This window comes from Streptomyces sp. NPDC033221, from assembly GCF_055577005.1.
This window is the reverse complement of the sequence record NZ_JBVIQN010000002.1, coordinates 223,414-243,478: the sequence shown is the minus strand read 5'-3', so window position 1 is coordinate 243,478 and position 20,065 is coordinate 223,414. Positions and strand designations below refer to the sequence as shown.

Sequence of the window (20,065 nt, the reverse complement as noted above, 5' to 3'; positions counted from 1 at the left end):
TGCCCTCCCTCTCAGGGGTGTGCGGGGACCGTGGTGCGCAGCGGTTCGGGTGAGGTTTCGCCGCTGGGCGCGCCGGCCGCGGTGATGGCGAGGACGAGGGCGAAGGCCGCGGCCAGTCCGATCGCGGCGGCTGTCAGTGCGCGCATGGTCGGCCTCCCTTGAGCTGTCAGGTGAGCTGTCAGGGCGTCAGGCGTCAGGCGTCAGAGCTGAGGCACGGTAGCAACGGGCGGCGTAGATGAGAACACGTTGCACCTCGGCCGCGTCCCGGGACCGCGACTGCCACCGCCGTCCGGCTCGGTGGGAGCGGGACGGCGGTGGCAGTGGCAGTGACTTCGGAGTACGCGAGGCTGTTACGCCGTGACGGTCAGCTTCACGGTCAGGACCGCGCCGTCGGCGGTGGTCAGGCGCAGCAGGAAAGTGCCGGCCTGCCCGTCGGTGCGGATCTCCGGCAGGGTGAGCAGGCCGTCGGCGCCGGTCTTGAGGGTGAGGCTGCGGACGGGCTTGTCCTTGCTCTTGGCTTCGCCCTGGTCCGAACCTGTGGCCGCCGCGCCCTTGCCCTGCTCCTTGTCCGCACCCTTGCCCTCGCCCGCCGCGGCGAAGTACGGCCCCTTGTCGTTCTCCACGGGCTGCTTCGGGTCGTCGGTGACCATGGTCGCGGTCACCGCGACGCCCGCCGCGATCTTGCCCTGGTAGGTGGCCTTGACCTCGACGGCGCCCTCGGCGAAGGAGGTGCCGGCCTTCGCCGTCAGCTCCTTGTCGGAGGTGCGGGCCAGCGCGTCGGCCTTGGGAGTGGGGACGGGCTTGGCCTTGACGGTGGCGTCGATGTCGGTCGCGGGGGCCTGGCGGCCCACCGCGGTCGCCCGGACGGTGAAGCTGCCGGCCCGGTCGCCCGCGCTGAGCTTCGGCGCGGTGGCGATGCCGTCGGCGCCGGTCAGGACGGTGGCGTGGTCGGCCTTGCCCGTGAAACGGGCGCCGGTCTCGCCGACGACGCGGAAGTCGACGGGTACGCCCGCGACCGGTTTGCCGTCGGCGTTCTTCGCCCGTACGCGTACCGGCTCGGCGAAGTCCTCGCCCGCGGTGGCCGTGAGGTCCTGCGTGCCGACCCGCTCCAGGGCGGTGACCGGCGCGGGCTTCGTCGGCGGCTTGGTGGGGGGCGTGGTGGGCGGGTCGGTGGGCTTGGGGGTGCCGGTGGGCGGCGTCGTCGGCTTCGGCGTGGCCGGCGGCTTGCTGCCGCCGCCCGGCTTGTTGCTGCCCGGCTTGTTACTGCCGGAGCCACCGGGCTTGGTCGTCTGGCCGCCGTCGCCCTTGCCGGTACCGGGCCGGGGGCCGGGTACCGTCGTACGGCCCGGCGTGGGTCCGGCGCCCGCGGCGACGTCCCTGCCGCTGCCCGCGCCACCGCGGTGCACCGGCAGCAGGCCCTTGCCGTCGGGGACCTCGTGGGTTCCCTTGCGGTAGAAGGCGAGCCAGGACAGGACCGTGTTCAGGTACGTCTGCGACGGGTTGTAGCCGAGGACGGCCTTGTCCAGGTCACGCTGTACGGACAGGTCGCGGTTGTTGGCGCAGAGGTAGCGGCCGGCGCCGAGGGCGGCGTCGTAGATGTTGTTGGGGTCCTTCTTGCCGTCGCCGTTGCCGTCGGCGCCCCAGCCGGCGCCGTTGGGGCCGCCCGTGGACCAGGTCGAGGGGATGAACTGCATCGGGCCCACCGCGCGGTCGTGCGTGGTGTCACCGTCGAAGACGCCGCGGTCGGTGTCGGTGACCTTCGCGAAGCCGTTGCCGTTGAGCTGCGGGCCGGTGATCCGCTGCACGGTGGTGCCTTCGGCGTCCACGGCTCCGCCGCGGGCGTGGCCGGATTCCACCTTGCCGATGGCGGCGAGCAGTTGCCAGGGGAGCCGGCAGCCGGGGTCGGTCTGGGCGACGCGGGCCTCGGCCTTCTTGTACGCGTCCAGGACGGTGGCGGGGATGCCCGCCTCGACCGGGCCGGGGGCGGGCGCGCCGCCGGTGCCGGGCGAGGCACCGGGCTTGACCGGGCTGTTGAGGGGCGGCAGGTCGGTGTAGTAGGGCGAACCGCCGTCGATGGGGGTGTCGCCCGCCTGTGCGGGGTCCCCGGCGCTGTTGCCGGTCCTGCTCTCGGCCGCGCCCGGCGCCTGGGACGCGGTCAGGGCGGCCAGCGCGAGCGCCGCCACCGCTGTCGAGGCCGCTCCCTTACGGAGCCGCCGCCCGAATGTGGCTGCCATCTGTGCCCGTCCCCTCCGCGTTGATCCACCGCGCGCACGGCGCCGTGCAGCGCTCCACGGCGCTCCCAACTCACGTGACACTACGACAACTTCTGGCGGGCAGCTACTGCTCTCAACGCCAGACATACTGATCCTAAACGATCAGGGAGTCACTCATGCCGTTCACACTCAGCCACGCTGCCGCGGTTCTCCCGGCCCTGCGCCGGTCCGGGACGGCGCGCGGACCGCTGGTCGCCTCGGCTCTCGTCGCCGGATCGTTCGCGCCGGACGTCACCTACTACGCGGACTCCGTGCTGCCCGGCGCCATGCTCTTCGGCGACGTCACGCACGGGGTGCCGGGCGTGCTCACGGTGGACGTACTGATCACCGCCTTGCTCGTCGGCGGCTGGCTGCTGCTGCGCGAACCGCTGGTGGCGCTGCTGCCGGTGGGCTGGCGCGGCAGGGTGTACGCGGTGGTACGCGGCCGTCCCCGGCCGGCGGGCGGCGGGACGCTCGCGGCGCTCGCCGCATGGTTCTACGTCTCGGCGGTGCTGGGCGCGCTGACCCACATCGTCTGGGACGCGTTCACGCATTCCGGCCGCTGGGGCACGCGGCTGTTCCCCGTCCTCAACGAGGTCGTCGGGGGCTTTCCGCTCTGTACGTACGTGCAGTACGGAACGTCGGCGCTGGCCCTGGGGGCGATGGCCTGGTTCCTGTGGACGGCGCTGCGGCGGGCACCGGAGGCACCGGCTCCGGCGGGGCTGCCGGTGCTGACCGGAGGGCGGCGGCTGCTCGGCGTGGCGCTGCTCGTGCTGCTGCTGACCGCCGGCGCCGTGCACCGTACGGTGCGGGCCCGGGCCGAGTTCGGGGACCGGGCAGTGACCTGGTTCGACTACGTACCGACGGTGCTCTTCGGTGCGGGTGCCGGTCTGGCCGTCGGGCTGCCGCTGTACGCGGTGGCGGTACGGCTGCTGCACCGCCGCAGCGCGCCCCGGGCCGACCGGTCAGCCGCGTACGACCACACCGGCGCGTGACCGTGGGCCGGGACGGCCGCACGCACAGACCGGGACCGCTGCGCCGCGTACACACGCGTACGCGGCGCAGCCCTGCCGTACAACACGGACACGGCCGTACCGCCCAGCCGTACAACCCGGCCCCACGGCCCAGCCGTACACCCCAGCCGTACAACCGGGCCCTACGCCCCAGCCGTTACCCCCCAGCTCAGTGCGCCGCCGACTCCCAGTCCCCGCCGGAGCCGACCGACACGTCCAGCGGGGCGCGCAGCTCCACGGCGCCCGCCATCTCGCGCCGGACCAGTTCCTCGACCTGCTTGCGCTCGCCGGGCGCCACCTCGACCACGATTTCGTCGTGCACCTGGAGCAGCATCCGGGAGGTGAGGCCGGCCGCCCGCAGGGCCTCGTCGACCCGCAGCATCGCCACCTTGACGATGTCGGCGGCGGTGCCCTGGATGGGGGCGTTCAGCGCCATCCGCTCGGCCATCTCGCGGCGCTGGCGGTTGTCGCTGTTCAGGTCGGGGAGGTAGCGGCGACGGCCCATGATCGTCTCGGTGTAGCCGGTGGCGCGGGCCTTGTCGACGACGTCCTGGAGGTAGTCGCGCACCCCGCCGAACCGCTCGAAGAAGTTGTCCATCAGGCGGCGTGCCTCGTCGGGCTGGATGCCGAGCTGCTGGGAGAGGCCGAACGCCGACAGGCCGTACGCCAGGCCGTAGGACATCGCCTTGATCTTGCGGCGCATTTCGGGGTCGACCTCGGTCTTGGCGACCGAGAAGACCTGGGAGGCGACGGTGGTGTGCAGGTCCTCGCCGGAGGTGAACGCCTCGAGCAGGCCCTCGTCCTCGGAGAGGTGGGCCATCACACGCAGCTCGATCTGGCTGTAGTCCGCGGTCAGCAGGGTGTCGTACCCCTCGCCGACCACGAAGCCTCGGCGGATCGCGCGGCCCTCGTCCGTGCGGACCGGGATGTTCTGCAGGTTCGGTTCGGTGGAGGAGAGGCGGCCGGTGGCGGCGACGGTCTGGTTGAAGGTGGTGTGGATACGGCCGTCCGCCGCGATCGTCTTGATCAGGCCCTCGACCGTGGTGCGCAGCTTGGACTGCTCCCGGTGGCGCAGCATGATCACCGGGAGTTCGTTCTCGGTCTGCGCGGCGAGCCAGGCCAGGGCGTCGGCGTCGGTGGTGTAACCGGTCTTGGTCTTCTTGGTCTTGGGCAGGCCCAGCTCGCCGAAGAGGACTTCCTGGAGCTGCTTGGGCGAGCCGAGGTTGAACTCGTGGCCCGCCGCGGCGTGCGCTTCCTGCACGGCCTGCTGGACGGCGGCGGCGAACTGCTGCTCGATGCGCTCCAGCCAGCCCCGGTCCGCGGCGATACCGGCCCGCTCCATCCGGGCCAGCAGCACGCTGGTGGGCAGCTCCAGATCGCGCAGCAGCCCGGCCGCGCCCACCTCGTCGAGCCTGGTGGTCATGGCGGCGCCGAGGTCCAGGACCGTGCGGGCCTGGTTCATCAGGGCGTCCGCCTGAGCGCGGTCGTCGGCGCCGAAGGCGAGCTGACCGTCGCTCTCGGCGGCCGGGGCCAGGTCGCGGCCCAGGTACTCGACCGACAGGGCGTCCAGCGCGAAGGAGCGGCGGCCGGGCTTGACCAGGTAGGCGGCGAGGGCGGTGTCCATGGTGACGCCGTCGATGCTCCAGCCGTGCTCGCCGAAGACCCGCATGAGGCCCTTGACGTTGTGCATGACCTTGTGGCTCGCCGGGTCGGCGCTCCAGGCGGCGAAGGCCCGCTCGTCGGCCTCGTCCAGCTCGGTGGGGTCGAACCAGACGGCCGGGCCCTCGGCGGTGGCCAGCGCGACCTCGGCGACGCTGCCGCTGCCCACGGTCCAGGTGTCGACCGTGGAGACGCCGAGCAGTTTCCCGCCGTGCTCGGCCAGCCAGGGGGCCAGCTCGCCGGCGCCGGCGACCGTGCCGTCGATCTCCACCTCGGCGGGCGGCGGCCCGGCGTCCTCGGCCTCCGCCGCGCCCGGGTCGGCGGCGAGCAGGCGCTCCCGCAGGCCCTGGTTGCGGATCTCCAGGCCTTCCAGGAAAACGGTCAGCGCCGAGCGGTCGTACGCGCCCCGGACCAGCTCGGCGGGACCGCAGGGCAGCTCCACGTCGCGCACCATCTCGGTCAGGACGCGGTTGAGCTTGACCGCCTCCAGGTGGTCGCGGAAATTCTGCCCGGCCTTGCCCTTGACCTCCTCGGCGCGCTCCACCAGCTCCGCGAACGAACCGAACTGGTTGATCCACTTCGCGGCGGTCTTCTCGCCGACGCCGGGGATGCCGGGCAGGTTGTCGGACGGGTCGCCGCGCAGCGCAGCGAAGTCCGGGTACTGGGCCGGGGTCAGGCCGTACTTCTCCTGGACCTTCTCCGGGGTGAAGCGGGTCAGCTCGGAGACGCCCTTGGTCGGGTAGAGCACCGTGACGTCGTCGGTGACCAGCTGGAAGGAGTCGCGGTCACCGGTGACGATGGAGACCTCGAAGCCCTGGGCGGTGGCCTGGGTGGCGAGCGTGGCGATGACGTCGTCGGCCTCGAAGCCCTCCACGGCGAAGCGCTTGACGTGCATCGCGTCCAGCATCTCGCCGATCAGCTCGACCTGGCCCTTGAACTCGTCGGGGGTCTTGGAGCGGTTCGCCTTGTACTCGGGGAACTCCTCGGAGCGCCAGGTCTTGCGCGAGACGTCGAAGGCCACCGCGAAGTGCGTGGGGGCTTCGTCACGCAGGGTGTTCGCGAGCATCGACGCGAAGCCGTAGATCGCATTGGTCGGTTGTCCGGTGGCGGTGGTGAAGTTCTCCACGGGCAGGGCGAAGAACGCCCGGTACGCCATGGAATGCCCGTCCATCAGGAGCAGCCGGGGACGGCCGCCCTCCACCGCTTCGGTGCCGGTCGCTTCGCTCTTCTTCGCTGCCTTTGCTGCCACATCCCCGATCCTGCCACGCCCCACTGACAATCCCCGCCGCGACGACCGCGACGGCGCCGCTGTCAGTCGTCCGTGACAGGATCTGAGGTGTACGGACATCCGGCCGCCGCCGCGCGCGGGGACCGCGTCGCCACCACCCCAACTGCACAGAACACGCTCAGCAGCCGCCCCGGCACGCTCCGGACGGGCGGGCTGGGCCCGGCTCAAGGGAGAGCGCCATGGCAGGCAAGCCGCCCGCTTCGGATCCGATCCAGGACTCGCCCGAGGTCACGGCGCCCGAGCACTACGCCGTCGGTCTGCCGGCCATCGGGCACGCGCTGCGCGTGTCCCAGCAGCAGATGGGTGTGCGCCGCACGGCCCTGACGCTGCTGCGGGTCAACCAGAAGGACGGCTTCGACTGCCCCGGCTGCGCCTGGCCCGAGCCCGAGCACCGCCATGCGGCCGAGTTCTGCGAGAACGGCGCCAAGGCCGTGGCCGAGGAGGCCACGCTGCGCCGCGTCACCCCCGAGTTCTTCGCCGCCCACCCGGTCTCCGACCTCGCGGACCGCAGCGGCTACTGGCTCGGCCAGCAGGGCCGGCTGACCGAGCCCATGTATCTGCCCGAGGGCGCCGACCAGTACGAGCCGGTGACCTGGGAGCGGGCCTTCGACATCATCGGCGAGGAGCTGGCCGCGCTCGGCTCCCCGGACGAGGCGGTGTTCTACACCTCCGGCCGTACGAGCAACGAGGCCGCCTTCCTCTACCAGCTCTTCGCGCGCGAGTTCGGCACGAACAACCTCCCGGACTGCTCCAACATGTGCCACGAGTCGTCCGGCTCCGCGCTGACGGAGACCATCGGCATCGGCAAGGGCAGCGTCCTGCTGGAGGACCTGTACAAAGCCGATCTGATCATCGTCGCCGGGCAGAACCCGGGCACCAACCACCCCCGGATGCTCTCCGCCCTGGAGCAGGCCAAGGCCGGCGGCGCGAAGATCATCTCGATCAACCCGCTGCCCGAGGCGGGCCTGGAGCGCTTCAAGAACCCGCAGAACCCGCGCGGCCTCGCCGGGCGCGGCACGACCCTGACCGACCTCTTCCTCCAGGTGCGCATCGGCGGCGACCAGGCCCTCTTCCGTACGCTGAACCGGCTCGTCCTGGAAACCGAGGGCGCCGTCGACACCGAGTTCATCGAGGAGCACACCCACGGCTTCGAGGAGTTCGCCGCGGCGGCCCGCGCGGACACCGACTGGGACGCGACGCTGGCCGCCACGGGCCTGACCCGCGAGGAGATCGAGCGCGCCCTGGAGATGGTCCTGGCCTCCCGCCGCACCATCGTCTGCTGGGCCATGGGCCTGACCCAGCACAAGCACTCCGTCCCCACCATCCAGGAAGTCGTCAACTTCCTCCTCCTGCGCGGCAACATCGGCCGCCCCGGAGCGGGCGTGTGCCCGGTGCGCGGCCACAGCAACGTGCAGGGCGACCGCACCATGGGCATCTTCGAGCGCCCCGCCCCCGCCTTCCTGGACGCCCTGGAGAAGGAGTTCGGCTTCGCGCCGCCCCGCGAGCACGGCTTCGACGTCGTACGGGCCATCCGCGCCCTGCGCGACGGCGACGCCAAGGTCTTCTTCGCCATGGGCGGCAACTTCGTCTCCGCCACCCCCGACACGGACGTCACCGAGGCCGCCGTCCGCCGCGCCCGGCTGACCGTGCACGTCTCCACCAAGCTCAACCGCTCCCACGTGGTCACCGGCGCTCGCGCCCTGATCCTGCCCACCCTGGGCCGCACCGAACGCGACATACAGGCGGGCGGCGAGCAGTTCGTGACCGTCGAGGACTCCATGGGCATGGTGCACGCCTCGCGCGGCCGCCTGGCGCCCGCCAGTCCCCACCTGCTCTCCGAGCCCGCCATCGTCGCCCGCCTCGCGCGCCGCGTCCTCGGCCCGGACAGCCCTACGCCCTGGGAGGACTTCGAGAAGAACTACGGCACGGTCCGTGACCGGATCGCCCGCGTCGTCCCCGGCTTCGAGGACTTCAACGCAAAGGTGGCCCGCCCCGGCGGCTTCGCCCTGCCGCACGCCCCGCGCGACAAGCGCAGCTTCCCCACCGCCACCGGCAAGGCCAACTTCACGGCCGCGCCCGTGGAGTACCCGTACCTGCCCGAAGGCCGGCTGCTCCTCCAGACGCTGCGCTCGCACGACCAGTACAACACCACGATCTACGGCCTCGACGACCGTTACCGCGGCATCAAGAACGGCCGCCGCGTCGTCCTGGTCAATCCCGAGGACGCCTGCGCCCTGGACCTGACCGACGGCTCGTACACCGACCTCGTCAGCGAGTGGACCGACGGCACGGAGCGGCGCGCGCCCGGCTTCCGCGTCGTCCACTACCCGACGGCGCGCGGCTGCGCGGCGGCGTACTACCCGGAGACCAACGTCCTGGTGCCGCTCGACCACACCGCCGACACCAGCAACACCCCCGCCTCGAAGTCGCTGGTCATCCGCCTGGAGCCGGTGCCGCCGCAGACGTAACCGCGCAGCTCACGCCGTCCGTCCGGCCCGGAGGCGCCGCCCCGGGCCGGGCCGCCGCTCCCTGGCCTGATAAGAACGTGCACGACTCAACGACCGGCGTCGGACCGGCACCGCCCCGGTGCGCCGCACCGACGCCACCGGCACACGAACGGAGCCGCAGGACATGGGCGAGCAGCGCGCGACCACGTTTCCGCAGGAGATCATCGACCAGTGGGCCGGGCTCGGCCTGGACCTCGCCGCGCTGTTCTCCGCCGGGCACCTCGGTACGCGGATGAGCGTGCAGGTCCTGGAGGCCGCGCCGGAGCGGATCGTCGGCACCATGCCCGTCGAGGGCAACACCCAGCCGTACGGGCTGCTGCACGGCGGCGCCTCCGCCGTACTCGCCGAGACCCTCGGCTCGGTCGGCGCGATGCTGCACGGCGGCCCCACCAAGCTGGCGGTCGGCGTCGACCTGAACTGCACCCACCACCGCGGCGCCCGCTCCGGTCTGGTCACCGGCGTCGCCACCCCGGTGCACCGCGGCCGCTCGTCCGCCACGTACGAGGTCGCGATCACCGACGAGGGCGGCAAGCGGGTCTGCAGCGCCCGGCTGACCTGCATGCTGCGCGAGGTGGACGCGTCGGTGTACCACCGCGGCTGAGCCCGTCGCCGCGCCCCGCGCGCGGCACTCACGGCGTGCCGGCGGCCCCGTTCCCCGATCAGGGAGCGGGGCCGCCGTCGTACGCTCCCGGGCGCGCGGCCCCCGTCGCCCGTTCGACGCCGTACGCCCCCGAGTTCCGTAACGCTCCGTAGCCTGCACGGAGGGCACCGGCGCCGCCGGACTCCCTCTGGTGCACCGGCCTCTCCCCTGTCCCGCACGTCACATCCGATATGCGGACGCGCAGGCCAAGATCGACCCCAAATCCCCCATGGGAAGTGCCAGTTCACGCTCCGCCCGGCGTCCGCGCCGAATGTAAGGAGCATGAGGGCAAAACGCTCATCGACGGTCATAACAAGAGCGTCACATCCTGGTCAGCGCCGCTGTCAGGTCGCCGGGCACCGCTCTAGAGTCACCGCCAGTCACCGCGCCGCCGGGCGCGCGTTGCGAGCACGGACCCTGTACCGCCCGTACAGCCCGGCGCGCGAAACGGTCGTGCGACGCGCACCGACCGCGCCAGGGAAAGGACTGATCGTGCGTCACCATTCCTTGCTCATACTCACCACCGCGGTCACCGCAGGCGCCCTCACACTCTCCGCATGCGGTTCCCGCGGCGACGACAAGAAAGGCGGCGAAGGGTCGAAGACATCCGTGACCATCGGACTCGACGCCCCGACCACCGGCGAACTCTCCGCCCTGGGCCTGGGCATCCGCAACTCCGCCCAGCTCGCCGTCGACAACGCCAACAAGGCCGGCGAGGTCAAGGGCATCGAGTTCAAGCTCGAACCACTCGACGACAAGGCGCAGGCCAACGTCGGCCAGCAGAACGCCACCAAACTCGCCGGCGACAAGGACGTCCTGGGCATCGTCGGCCCGCTGAACTCCAGCGTCGCCCAGTCCATGCAGCAGGTCGCCCAGCAGAGCGGCGTGGCCCTGATCTCCCCGGCCAACACCACCCCCGACCTCACCCAGGGCAAGGACTGGAAGCAGAACAAGCGCGTACGGCAGTTCTCCACCTACTTCCGCACCGCCACCACCGACGAGGTGCAGGGCGCCTTCGACGGCCAGTTCGCCTGGGAGAAGGCCAAGTTCAAGAGCGCCTACATCATCGACGACCAGAAGACCTACGGCGCGGGCCTCGCCGCCTCCTTCAAGAACCAGTTCACCAAGCTGGGCGGCAAGGTCGTCGGCTCCGAGCACGTCAACCCGGAGGACCGCGACTTCAAGGCCATCGTCGCCAAGGTCAAAGCGGCCAAGCCCGACGTCGTCTTCTACGGCGGCGAGTACCCCGCGTCCGGGCCGCTGAGCCAGCAGCTCAAGGACGGCGGCGTCACCGTCCCCCTGATGGGCGGCGACGGCATGTACAGCGCCGACTACATCAAGCTCAACAAAAAGGCGCAGGGTGACTACGCCTCCTCCGTGGGCAAGCCCGTCGAGGAGCTCGCCTCCGCCAAGAAGTTCATCGAGGACTACCAGGCCGCCGGTTACAAGGACCGCTACGAGGCTTACGGCGGCTCCGCCTACGACGCCACCTGGGCCCTGATCCAGGCCGTCAAGAAGGTCGTCGGGGACAACGGCGGCAAGCTGCCCGACGACGCGCGCAAGAAGGTCGTCGATGCCATGAACCAGGTCTCCTTCGACGGCGTCACCGGCCATGTCTCCTTCGACAAGTACGGCGACACCACCAACACCATGATCACCGCCTACCAGGTCGACCAGGGCAAGTGGGCCGCCCGCTTCAGCGCGGAGTTCAAGAAGTTCGACAAGGCCGGCAAGAGCTGACCCGGCCGGGCCGACCCGTACCGCCGAGGCCGGCGGGCCCGCACCGACCACGGTCCCGGGCCCGCCGGACCCCGCCGCACCACCCCACCGGCCAGTGCCCCCCGGGCCGCGCCAGGACGCCACGAACGCTCCCGGCGACGCCTGCGGCACACGGGCTGCCGCCACCGCCCGTACCGTCTTCCCACCCCACGGAGGCCCTGCGGTGAACGAACTGCCGCAACAGCTGGCCAACGGACTCATCCTCGGCGCGATGTACGGACTCATCGCGATCGGCTACACGATGGTCTACGGCATCGTCCAGCTCATCAACTTCGCGCACGGCGAGATCTTCATGGTCGGCGGCTTCGGCGCGCTCACCGTCTACCTCGCCATGCCGTCCGGCACGTCCCTCCTCCTCGCGCTGCCCCTGATGCTCCTCGGAGCCGTCGTCGTCTCCGGCCTCGTCGGCGTGGCAGCGGAACGTTTCGCCTACCGGCCGCTGCGCGGCGCACCCCGCCTCGCCCCCCTGATCACCGCCATCGGCCTGTCCATCGCCCTCCAGCAGGCGGTCTGGATGTGGTACCCCGAAGGCAACAAGGCCCGCGTCTTCCCCCAGTTCAAGGGCGACTCCTTCGAGATCCTCGGCGCCACCGTCCAGCGCGGCGACATCTTCGTCATCGCCGCCGCCCCGGTGTGCATGATCGCCCTCGGCTTCTTCGTCTCCCGCACCCGCAGCGGCCGCGCCATGCAGGCCACCGCCCAGGACCCGGACACCGCCAAACTCATGGGCATCAACACCGACCGGATCATCGTGCTGGCCTTCGCCATCGGCGCGGTCTTCGCGGGCGTCGCCGCCGTCGCCTACGGGCTGCGCACCGGCGAGGTGCAGTTCCGCATGGGCTTCATCCTCGGCCTCAAAGCCTTCACCGCGGCCGTACTCGGCGGCATCGGCAACATCTACGGCGCCATGCTCGGCGGCCTCGTCCTCGGCGTCGCCGAAGCGCTCGCCACCGGCTACGTCGAGGAGATACCCGGAATGCAGCAGTTCGGCGGCGGAGCCTGGAAGGACGTCTGGGCCTTCGTCCTCCTCATCCTCGTACTCCTGCTGAGGCCACAGGGCCTGCTCGGCGAACGCGTCGCGGATCGGGCGTGATAGCGATGACCACCACACCCGCCAACGGCGGCAACGGGAAGACGACCGCCGCACACCACCACCCCGGCGTCCTCCCCCTCCCCGAACGCGGCGCCCGCCTCACCACCGCGGCCGCCGCCCTCGCCACCGCCGCCTCCACCGCCCTCTCCTGGACCTGGAGCAGCGACTTCCCCGGCGACCTCACCTACTACGGCTCCCCCGCCGGCCTGCAACTGATCACCCTCGCCGGCGGCCTCCTCACCCTCCTGTTCACCCTCGCCGGCCTCGACGTCCGCGGCCTCGGCTGGCTCACCCCGGCCGGCCGCAACGCCCCCGTCCTGTTCGCGGCCATCGCCACCCTCGCCGCCACCTGGTTCACCCTCGGCGCCATCGCCGTCCACCTCGGCGGCCTGGTCAACCTCGAAGCCGGCGGCTTCATCGCGGGCGCCGCCGCCCTCGCCACCCTCCTCGGCGCCCTCGGCCTGCCCGCCGACCGCGCCGTCCCGGCGGGCCGGGAGGACGCCCCGGCACCCGGCGCCTGGCACCGCTTCACCGGCGCCCTGGCCTCCGTACCGCCACGCAAACCCGCCCGCCCGCTGCCCTCCTGGGGCGAGATCCTGATCATCGCCGCGGCCTTCGGCGGCGCGCTCTACGTCTTCACGTACGGCATCGACGCGGAGGACGGCCCGCCCTTCGTCGGCTACCTGATCTTCGTCGCGCTCGGCGTCCCCGCCCTGCACCGCGCCGGACTGACCGGCCGCCTCACCACGATCACCGCCCGGCACCGCGGCGTCTCGCTCGCCGCCGCCTTCGTGGCCGCCGCGGCCTTCCCGTTCACCCAGGACACCGACCAGTACACGATCATCGGCGCCAACATCCTCATCTTCGCCACCGTCGCCCTCGGCCTGAACGTCGTCGTCGGCCTCGCCGGACTCCTCGACCTCGGATACGTGGCCTTCCTCGGCGTCGGCGCCTACGCGGCCGCCCTGGTCTCCGGCAGCCCCGAATCCGCCCTCGGCGTGCACTTCCCGTTCTGGGCCGCCCTGCTGACCGGCGCCGCCGCCTCCCTCGCCTTCGGCGTCCTGATCGGCGCCCCCACCCTGCGCCTGCGCGGCGACTACCTCGCCATCGTCACCCTCGGCTTCGGCGAGATCTTCCGTATCGCCATGCTCAACCTCAACGGCACCACAGGCCCCGACGTCACCAACGGCGCCATGGGCATCCCCAACATCCCCAACCTGGAAATCCTCGGCTTCAACTTCGGCGAGTCCCACGACATCCTCGGCGTCACCATCGCCACCTACGGCAACTACTACCTCCTGATGATCCTCGTCACCGCCTTCGTCGTCCTGGTCTTCCGCCGCGCCGCCGCCTCCCGCATCGGCCGCGCCTGGATCGCCATCCGCGAGGACGAGACCGCCGCCGTCGCCATGGGCGTCAACAGCTTCCGGCTGCGCCTGCTCGCCTTCGCCCTCGGCGCCGCCCTCGCCGGACTCGCCGGCACCGTGCACGCCCACGTCGTCACCACCGTCACCCCCGAACAGTTCCAGTTCGCCGGCCCCACCCCGCCCAACTCCGCCTTCCTCCTCGCCGCCGTCATCCTCGGCGGCATGGGCACCCTCAGCGGCCCCCTCGTCGGCGCCGCACTGCTCTACCTCATCCCCGCCAAACTGGACTTCCTCCAGGACTACCAGCTGTTCCTGTTCGGCCTCGCCCTCGTCCTGCTCATGCGCTTCCGCCCCGAGGGCCTGATCCCCGACCGCAGGAAACAGCTCGAATTCCACGAGACCGGCCAGCTCGACGTACCCGATACGCGCCTGGCCGACGGGGACCAGGCCCTCGGCGGCTCCCAGGCGAAGGCGTGACGCGACCATGACCACACCCACGGCATCCACCGGCACCACCGACACCGTCCTCGAAGCCGCCGGCGTCACCATGCGCTTCGGCGGCCTCACCGCCGTACACGACGTCGACCTCACCGTCCGGGCCGGCGAAATCGTCGGCCTCATCGGCCCCAACGGCGCCGGAAAAACCACCTTCTTCAACTGCCTCACCGGCCTCTACGTCCCCACCGAAGGCACCGTCAGCTACCGAGGCAGCCGCCTCTCCCGCAAACCCCACCTCGTCACCAAGGCCGGTGTCGCCCGCACCTTCCAGAACATCCGCCTCTTCGCCAACATGACCGTCCTGGAAAACACCCTCGTCGGCCGCCACACCCGCACCAAAGAAGGTCTCTGGTCCGCCCTCCTGCGCGGCCCCGGCTTCCACAAGGCCGAACGCTCCTCCGAACAACGCGCCATGGAACTCCTGGAGTTCACCGGCCTCGCCGCCAAACGCGACCACCTCGCCCGCAACCTGCCCTACGGCGAACAACGCAAGCTGGAAATCGCCCGCGCCCTCGCCAGCGACCCCGGCCTGCTCCTCCTCGACGAACCCACCGCCGGCATGAACCCCCAGGAAACCCGCGCCACTCGGGACCTCGTCCTCGCCATCCGCGACCAGGGCACCGCCGTCCTCGTGATCGAGCACGACATGCGCTTCATCTTCAACCTCTGCGACCGCGTCGCCGTCCTCGTCCAGGGCGAAAAACTCGTCGAAGGCACCTCCGAAGTCGTCCAGGCCGACGAACGCGTCATCGCCGCCTACCTCGGTACGCCCTTCGAAGACGCACCCGGCGCCGAAGAAGCCGCCGAGGTACGGGCCGCGGAGGAACAGGCCCGAGCCGCCGTCCACGGCCCCTCCGCCCGGAACGGCACCCCACCCGAGGACCCGCCGGAGGACTCCGCGCCCGGGCACTCCACCCCGGAAGGAGACCCCCGATGACCGCGCCCTCCTCCCCCCTCCTCCAGGTCGAGGACCTGCGCGTCGCCTACGGCAAGATCGAAGCCGTCAAGGGCATCTCCTTCACCGTCGAAGCCGGCCAGGTCGTCACCCTCATCGGCACCAACGGCGCCGGCAAGACCACCACCCTGCGCACCCTCTCCGGCCTCCTCAAACCCCTCGCCGGAAAGATCACCTTCGACGGCCTGCCGCTCACCGGCGTCCCCGCCCACAAAATCGTCGAACGCGGCCTCGCCCACTCCCCCGAAGGCCGCCGCCTCTTCCCCCGCCTCACCATCGCCGAAAACCTCAAACTCGGCGCGTTCCTGCGCAAGGACCCGGCCGCCATCGAATCCGACATCCGGCGCGTCTACGACCTCTTCCCCATCCTCGGCGAACGCAGCCGCCAGGCCTCCGGCACCCTCTCCGGCGGCGAACAGCAGATGCTCGCCATGGGCCGCGCCCTGATGTCCCGCCCCAAACTCCTCATGCTGGACGAGCCCTCCATGGGTCTGTCCCCCATCATGATGCAGAAGATCATGGACACCATCCGCGAACTGCGCACCCAGGGCACCACCATCCTCCTGGTCGAACAGAACGCCCAGGCCGCCCTCTCCCTCGCCGACCACGGCCACGTCATGGAAACCGGCACCGTCGTCCTGTCCGGCACCGGCCGGCAACTCCTGCACGACGAGTCCGTCCGGAAGGCGTACTTGGGCGAGGACTGACCGGGGGCGGGGGGGGAAGCCGAGGGGACCGGAGCGGACGGTGCCCCGGGCCGCCAGGGCGCCGGGCAGCCCAGACCGAGGCAGACCGCAGCGGACCGGAACGGCAAAGCCCGCTCCCCTACACGCCCCTCGGCCCCAGCCGATCGCGCCCCACCCTGCCCCTACCCGTCTTCCTTACCCTTCGGCCTTCTTGTCCTTCTGCTGCTGCTTCTTCTCCTCGGCGTCCTCGATGACGGCCTCGGCGACCTGCTGCATGGACAGCCGGCGGTCCATCGACGTCTTCTGGATCCAGCGGAAGGCAGCGGGCTCGGTCAGCCCGTACTGGGTCTGCAGAATGCTCTTCGCCCGGTCCACGAGCTTGCGGGTCTCCAGCCGCTGGGTGAGGTCGGCGACCTCCTGCTCCAACGTCTTCAGCTCCGTGAAACGGCTCACGGCCATCTCGATCGCCGGCACCACGTCGCTCTTGCTGAACGGCTTGACCAGGTACGCCATGGCCCCGGCGTCCCGCGCCCGCTCCACGAGCTCGCGCTGCGAGAACGCGGTGAGCATCAGGACCGGGGCGATGCTCTCCTCCGCGATCTTCTCCGCGGCGGAGATCCCGTCCAGGATCGGCATCTTCACGTCCAGGATCACCAGGTCCGGCCGGTGCTCCCGGGCCAGCTCCACGGCTTTCTCGCCGTCCCCGGCCTCACCGACGACGGTGTAGCCCTCCTCCTCCAGCATCTCTTTGAGATCGAGACGGATGAGGGCCTCGTCCTCGGCAATGACCACACGGGTCGTCTGCGGCGGGACATGCGACTGGTCGTCGTCGGCGACGGGCTGCTCGGGCTCGGCGGCGCTCACGGGTCTCCTCGTTCCAGGCAGGTGGTGCCCCATGAGCCTACCTAGCTCCTGTATCTTTGAGGCACGGAGGGGATACGGTAACCTTCCAAACGCAGGGGCTCCGGTAGTCCAATCGGCAGAGACGATACCCTCAAAAGGTATTCAGTGTGGGTTCGAGTCCCACCCGGGGCACTTTACCTTCGATTCGAAGGTCCCCATAGAATCGAGATCTTCACTCACTTCGGTGAACATACTCTCGAACGAGTCCGCGTCGACGCACTTCCAGCCACGCTCGGCTCATGTACGACACCGAAACCCGCGAGCGGGCTCTCACCCTCCTACGGTCCGGATCCAGGAACGCTGATGTCGCGCGCGTCCTGAGCATCCCCCTCGGCACCATCAGTTACTGGCGCCATATGGACCGCGCCAAACGCGGCGAATGCCCCGGTGCGCACCATTCGTCGTGCCCACGATGCGACGGGCGCCCTCTCGACGACGTCGCCTACTCCTATTTACTGGCCCTGTACCTGGGCGACGGCCACATCATCCAATGCTCTCAGCACCGGGTGCCAAGCCTCATGATCGCGTGTGATGACGCCTGGCCGGGTCTGATGGACGAGTGTGAAGCCGCGATGCGTGCGGTCTTCCCGGACAATTCCGTATGCCGCGTACGCCGGACCGGCTGCCACAACGTGAAGGTGTACTCCAAGCACCTCTGGTGCCTGTTCCCTCAACACGGTGTCGGCAAGAAGCATGAACGGCCGATCGCCCTGGAGCCGTGGCAGCGACGCGTCCTGGCCACCCATCCGTGGCCGTTCATCCGAGGGCTGGTCCACTCCGACGGCTGCCGCATCACGAACTGGACCACCCGCACGGTCGGCGGTCAGAAAAAACGCTACGAATATCCTCGCTACCTGTTCGCCAACAAATCCGACGACATCCGCAAGCTCTATTCAGACACCCTCACCGAGGTCGGCGTCGCGTGGACGACGCTCGCGCGCGGCAGCGAACCATTCAACATCTCCGTGGCCAAACGAACCTCCGTGGCCCTCATGGACACCCACATCGGCCCGAAGTACTGATCCCTCGAAGGTGGAGCCCGGCCGTGTATGACATCGCCACCCGCAAACGCGCCCTCGCCCTCCTGGCCCAAGGTCGCAGTCTCAACTCCGTGAGCAAGGAGACCGGGATATCGCGGGCCGCGATCCGCGCATGGCGGGTCAGGCTGGAACCGCTCTTCCGCCCGTCGGCGGAGTGCGCGCGGTGCGCGGGCGAGCCGTGGGTGATTGCTGACGCCGACGCGTATGCCTATCTGCTCGGGCTCTACCTGGGTGACGGTTGCATCAGTCGGCAGCCGGGCGGGGGCTTCGTGCTGCGGATCGCGTGTGCGGACGCGTGGCCGGGGCTTATTGATGCTTGCCGTACGGCCGTACTGCGTGCGGGAGTTGGCAACAGCGTCTGTCTGGTGCGCAAGCAGGGCTGTGTCATGGTGTCCAGTTACGGCAGGCATTGGCCCTGCCTTTTCCCGCAGCACGGGCCCGGGAAGAAGCACGAACGCCAGATCGCTCTGGAGGCCTGGCAGCGGGAGATCGTCGATGCCCACCCGTGGGCCTTTCTCCGCGGACTGTTCCACTCCGACGGCTGCCGGATCACCAATTGGGCAACCCGGCTCGTGGGCGGTGTGCGTAAGCGCTACGAGTATCCGCGGTACTTCTTCACCAATACGTCCGCCGATATCGTCCGGCTCTGTACGGGCACGCTGGACGCGGTGGGTGTGGCCTGGCGGCAATCCAGCCACAGCCGCCGCGCGCAGAACGTTTCCGTGGCCCGGCGTGCTTCCGTGGCGCTCATGGATGTGTATATCGGACCCAAGTACTGAGTCACATCCGCATACAGGGGCTACTTCGGGGAGTCGTCCTCGCCGATGTGATGGACGCGCACGAGGTTGGTGGAGCCGGCGACGCCGGGTGGGGAGCCGGCGGTGATGATGACGACGTCGCCGCGTTCGCAGCGGCCGATGCGGAGGAGTTCTTCGTCGACCTGGGCGACCATTTCGTCGGTGGAGTCGACCTTGGGGCCGAGGAAGGTTTCGACGCCCCAGGTGAGGTTGAGCTGGGAGCGGGTGGCCGGTTCGGGGGTGAAGGCGAGGAGGGGGATGGGTGAGCGGTAGCGGGACAGGCGGCGGACGGTGTCGCCGGACTGGGTGAAGGCGACGAGGAACTTGGCGCCGAGGAAGTCGCCCATTTCGGCGGCGGCGCGGGCGACGGCGCCGCCCTGGGTGCGGGGTTTGCTGCGGCCGGTGAGCGGGGGCAGGCCCTTGGTGAGGATGTCCTCCTCGGCGGCGGCGACGATGCGGGCCATGGTGCGTACGGTTTCGGTGGCGTACTTTCCGACGCTGGTCTCGCCGGAGAGCATCACCGCGTCGGTGCCGTCGATGACGGCGTTGGCGACGTCGGAGGCTTCGGCGCGGGTGGGCCGGGAGTTCTCGATCATGGAGTCGAGCATCTGGGTGGCGACGATGACCGGTTTCGCATTGCGCTTGGCGAGTTTGATGGCGCGCTTCTGGACGATCGGGACCGTTTCCAGTGGCATTTCGACGCCGAGGTCGCCGCGCGCGACCATGATGCCATCGAAGGCGGCGACGATGTCGTCGATCGCGTCGACCGCCTGGGGTTTTTCGACCTTGGCGATGACGGGCCGGAAGCAGTTCTCCTGACGCATGATGCGGTGCACGTCGTCGATGTCGTCGCCGCTGCGGACGAAGGACAGGGCGATGACGTCGGCGCCGATGCGCAGGGCCCAGCGCAGGTCTTCGCGGTCCTTCTCGGAGAGGGCGGGGACGGAGACGGCGACTCCGGGGAGGTTGAGGCCCTTGTGGTCGGAGACCATGCCGCCTTCGACGACCTTGGTGTGGACCTCGGTGCCGCGGACGCCGGTGACCTGGAGGGTGACCTTGCCGTCGTCGACGAGGATGCGTTCGCCGGGGGTGACGTCGTCGGCGAGGCCTTCGTAGGTGGTGCCGCAGCGGTGGCGGTCGCCTTCGACGCCGGGGCGGACGGTGATGGTGAAGTCGTCCTCGCGTTCGAGAAGTACGGGCCCCTCGCGGAATCGGCCGAGTCGGATCTTCGGACCTTGAAGATCGGCGAGGACGCCGACGCTGCGGCCGGTCTCCTCGGATGCTTTGCGTACCCGCTCGTACCGCGCCTCGTGGTCGGCGTAGGTGCCGTGGCTGAGGTTGAAGCGGGCCACGTCCATTCCGGCTTCGACGAGTGCCTTGATCTGCTCGTACGAGTCGGTGGCGGGTCCCAGTGTGCAGACGATCTTTGCTCGGCGCATGGTCCGACCCTACGACCTACTCATAGGTAGGGAACTGTGGGGAAGTGACTGCCCAACGGCCTTTGCGTGAAAGGCTCTTGACAAGTAGTTGAATGCGCGGGCTGGTGCTCCTATGAGCGGATAAGCGGGGCAGCCGGGACCACGGGGAA

General features: G+C 70.3%; 15 protein-coding genes and 1 tRNA gene. 11 read left to right on the top strand and 5 right to left on the bottom strand.

The window, feature by feature from the left end:
• Positions 1-11 precede the first annotated feature (11 nt).
• Positions 12-146 carry an SPW_0924 family protein gene (locus ACZ53K_RS03115; protein ID WP_399630134.1) on the bottom strand — a complete coding sequence of 45 codons (135 nt, stop codon included), beginning with the start codon at positions 144-146 and terminating at the stop codon, positions 12-14.
• Between the two features lie 204 nt (positions 147-350).
• On the bottom strand, positions 351-2,234 hold the full coding sequence (locus ACZ53K_RS03110; protein WP_468831360.1) for a lytic transglycosylase domain-containing protein: 1,884 nt from the start codon (positions 2,232-2,234) through the stop codon (positions 351-353).
• 155 nt (positions 2,235-2,389) lie between these two features.
• Here ACZ53K_RS03110 and ACZ53K_RS03105 point away from each other — a divergent pair, with 155 nt between their 5' ends.
• The gene (locus tag ACZ53K_RS03105; protein ID WP_468831357.1) at positions 2,390-3,247 is read left to right on the top strand and encodes a DUF4184 family protein; all 858 of its coding nucleotides are present in this window, start codon (positions 2,390-2,392) and stop codon (positions 3,245-3,247) included.
• 187 nt (positions 3,248-3,434) lie between these two features.
• On the opposite strand, the gene polA is transcribed toward ACZ53K_RS03105, so the two are convergent.
• On the bottom strand, positions 3,435-6,173 hold the full coding sequence (gene polA, locus ACZ53K_RS03100; protein ID WP_468831354.1) for a DNA polymerase I: 2,739 nt from the start codon (positions 6,171-6,173) through the stop codon (positions 3,435-3,437).
• A 218-nt stretch (positions 6,174-6,391) separates the two neighbouring features.
• Here polA and ACZ53K_RS03095 point away from each other — a divergent pair, with 218 nt between their 5' ends.
• The 7 genes from ACZ53K_RS03095 (at position 6,392) to ACZ53K_RS03065 (ending at position 15,758) form a co-directional block, all read left to right on the top strand.
• Complete coding sequence (locus ACZ53K_RS03095) at positions 6,392-8,680, top strand: FdhF/YdeP family oxidoreductase (protein WP_468831351.1); 2,289 nt, start codon at positions 6,392-6,394, stop codon at positions 8,678-8,680.
• A gap of 163 nt (positions 8,681-8,843) precedes the next feature.
• Entirely contained in the window at positions 8,844-9,320 is a 477-nt protein-coding gene (locus tag ACZ53K_RS03090) for a PaaI family thioesterase (RefSeq protein WP_468831348.1), read from the top strand.
• A 546-nt stretch (positions 9,321-9,866) separates the two neighbouring features.
• Positions 9,867-11,099, top strand: a complete 1,233-nt coding sequence (locus ACZ53K_RS03085) for a branched-chain amino acid ABC transporter substrate-binding protein (protein WP_468831897.1) — start codon at positions 9,867-9,869, stop codon at positions 11,097-11,099.
• Positions 11,100-11,301: 202 nt separating this feature from the next.
• Positions 11,302-12,231, top strand: a complete 930-nt coding sequence (locus ACZ53K_RS03080) for a branched-chain amino acid ABC transporter permease (RefSeq protein ID WP_468831345.1) — start codon at positions 11,302-11,304, stop codon at positions 12,229-12,231.
• 5 nt (positions 12,232-12,236) lie between these two features.
• Entirely contained in the window at positions 12,237-14,075 is a 1,839-nt protein-coding gene (locus ACZ53K_RS03075) for a branched-chain amino acid ABC transporter permease (RefSeq protein ID WP_468831342.1), read from the top strand.
• Between the two features lie 7 nt (positions 14,076-14,082).
• On the top strand, positions 14,083-15,033 hold the full coding sequence (locus ACZ53K_RS03070; protein WP_468831339.1) for an ABC transporter ATP-binding protein: 951 nt from the start codon (positions 14,083-14,085) through the stop codon (positions 15,031-15,033).
• Positions 15,030-15,758 (top strand): ABC transporter ATP-binding protein, encoded by a 729-nt coding sequence (locus ACZ53K_RS03065; protein ID WP_468831336.1) that lies wholly within the window; start codon positions 15,030-15,032, stop codon positions 15,756-15,758. Before ACZ53K_RS03070 ends, ACZ53K_RS03065 begins: the two co-directional genes overlap by 4 nt.
• Before the next feature lie 174 nt (positions 15,759-15,932).
• Here ACZ53K_RS03065 and ACZ53K_RS03060 read toward each other — a convergent pair whose 3' ends face one another.
• Positions 15,933-16,601 (bottom strand): ANTAR domain-containing response regulator, encoded by a 669-nt coding sequence (locus ACZ53K_RS03060; RefSeq protein ID WP_468831333.1) that lies wholly within the window; start codon positions 16,599-16,601, stop codon positions 15,933-15,935.
• Between the two features lie 97 nt (positions 16,602-16,698).
• Between ACZ53K_RS03060 and ACZ53K_RS03055 the strand changes: the two genes are divergently transcribed.
• The 3 genes from ACZ53K_RS03055 (at position 16,699) to ACZ53K_RS03045 (ending at position 18,459) form a co-directional block, all read left to right on the top strand.
• Positions 16,699-16,772, top strand: a tRNA-Leu gene (locus ACZ53K_RS03055).
• 107 nt (positions 16,773-16,879) lie between these two features.
• Complete coding sequence (locus ACZ53K_RS03050; RefSeq protein ID WP_468831330.1) at positions 16,880-17,662, top strand: helix-turn-helix domain-containing protein; 783 nt, start codon at positions 16,880-16,882, stop codon at positions 17,660-17,662.
• A 23-nt stretch (positions 17,663-17,685) separates the two neighbouring features.
• The gene (locus tag ACZ53K_RS03045) at positions 17,686-18,459 is read left to right on the top strand and encodes a transcriptional regulator (RefSeq protein WP_468831327.1); all 774 of its coding nucleotides are present in this window, start codon (positions 17,686-17,688) and stop codon (positions 18,457-18,459) included.
• A gap of 20 nt (positions 18,460-18,479) precedes the next feature.
• Here ACZ53K_RS03045 and pyk read toward each other — a convergent pair whose 3' ends face one another.
• The gene (pyk, locus tag ACZ53K_RS03040; protein ID WP_468831324.1) at positions 18,480-19,916 is read right to left on the bottom strand and encodes a pyruvate kinase; all 1,437 of its coding nucleotides are present in this window, start codon (positions 19,914-19,916) and stop codon (positions 18,480-18,482) included.
• Positions 19,917-20,065 lie beyond the last annotated feature (149 nt).

Bases quoted from the DNA above. Each gene is read 5' to 3' on its own strand.
- ACZ53K_RS03115 (WP_399630134.1), bottom strand. From the start codon at position 146: ATGCGCGCACTGACAGCCGCCGCGATCGGACTGGCCGCGGCCTTCGCC.
- ACZ53K_RS03110 (WP_468831360.1), bottom strand. From the start codon at position 2,234: ATGGCAGCCACATTCGGGCGGCGGCTCCGTAAGGGAGCGGCCTCGACA.
- ACZ53K_RS03105 (WP_468831357.1), top strand. From the start codon at position 2,390: ATGCCGTTCACACTCAGCCACGCTGCCGCGGTTCTCCCGGCCCTGCGC.
- ACZ53K_RS03095 (WP_468831351.1), top strand. From the start codon at position 6,392: ATGGCAGGCAAGCCGCCCGCTTCGGATCCGATCCAGGACTCGCCCGAG.
- ACZ53K_RS03090 (WP_468831348.1), top strand. From the start codon at position 8,844: ATGGGCGAGCAGCGCGCGACCACGTTTCCGCAGGAGATCATCGACCAG.
- ACZ53K_RS03075 (WP_468831342.1), top strand. From the start codon at position 12,237: ATGACCACCACACCCGCCAACGGCGGCAACGGGAAGACGACCGCCGCA.
- ACZ53K_RS03070 (WP_468831339.1), top strand. From the start codon at position 14,083: ATGACCACACCCACGGCATCCACCGGCACCACCGACACCGTCCTCGAA.
- ACZ53K_RS03065 (WP_468831336.1), top strand. From the start codon at position 15,030: ATGACCGCGCCCTCCTCCCCCCTCCTCCAGGTCGAGGACCTGCGCGTC.
- ACZ53K_RS03050 (WP_468831330.1), top strand. From the start codon at position 16,880: ATGTACGACACCGAAACCCGCGAGCGGGCTCTCACCCTCCTACGGTCC.
- pyk (WP_468831324.1), bottom strand. From the start codon at position 19,916: ATGCGCCGAGCAAAGATCGTCTGCACACTGGGACCCGCCACCGACTCG.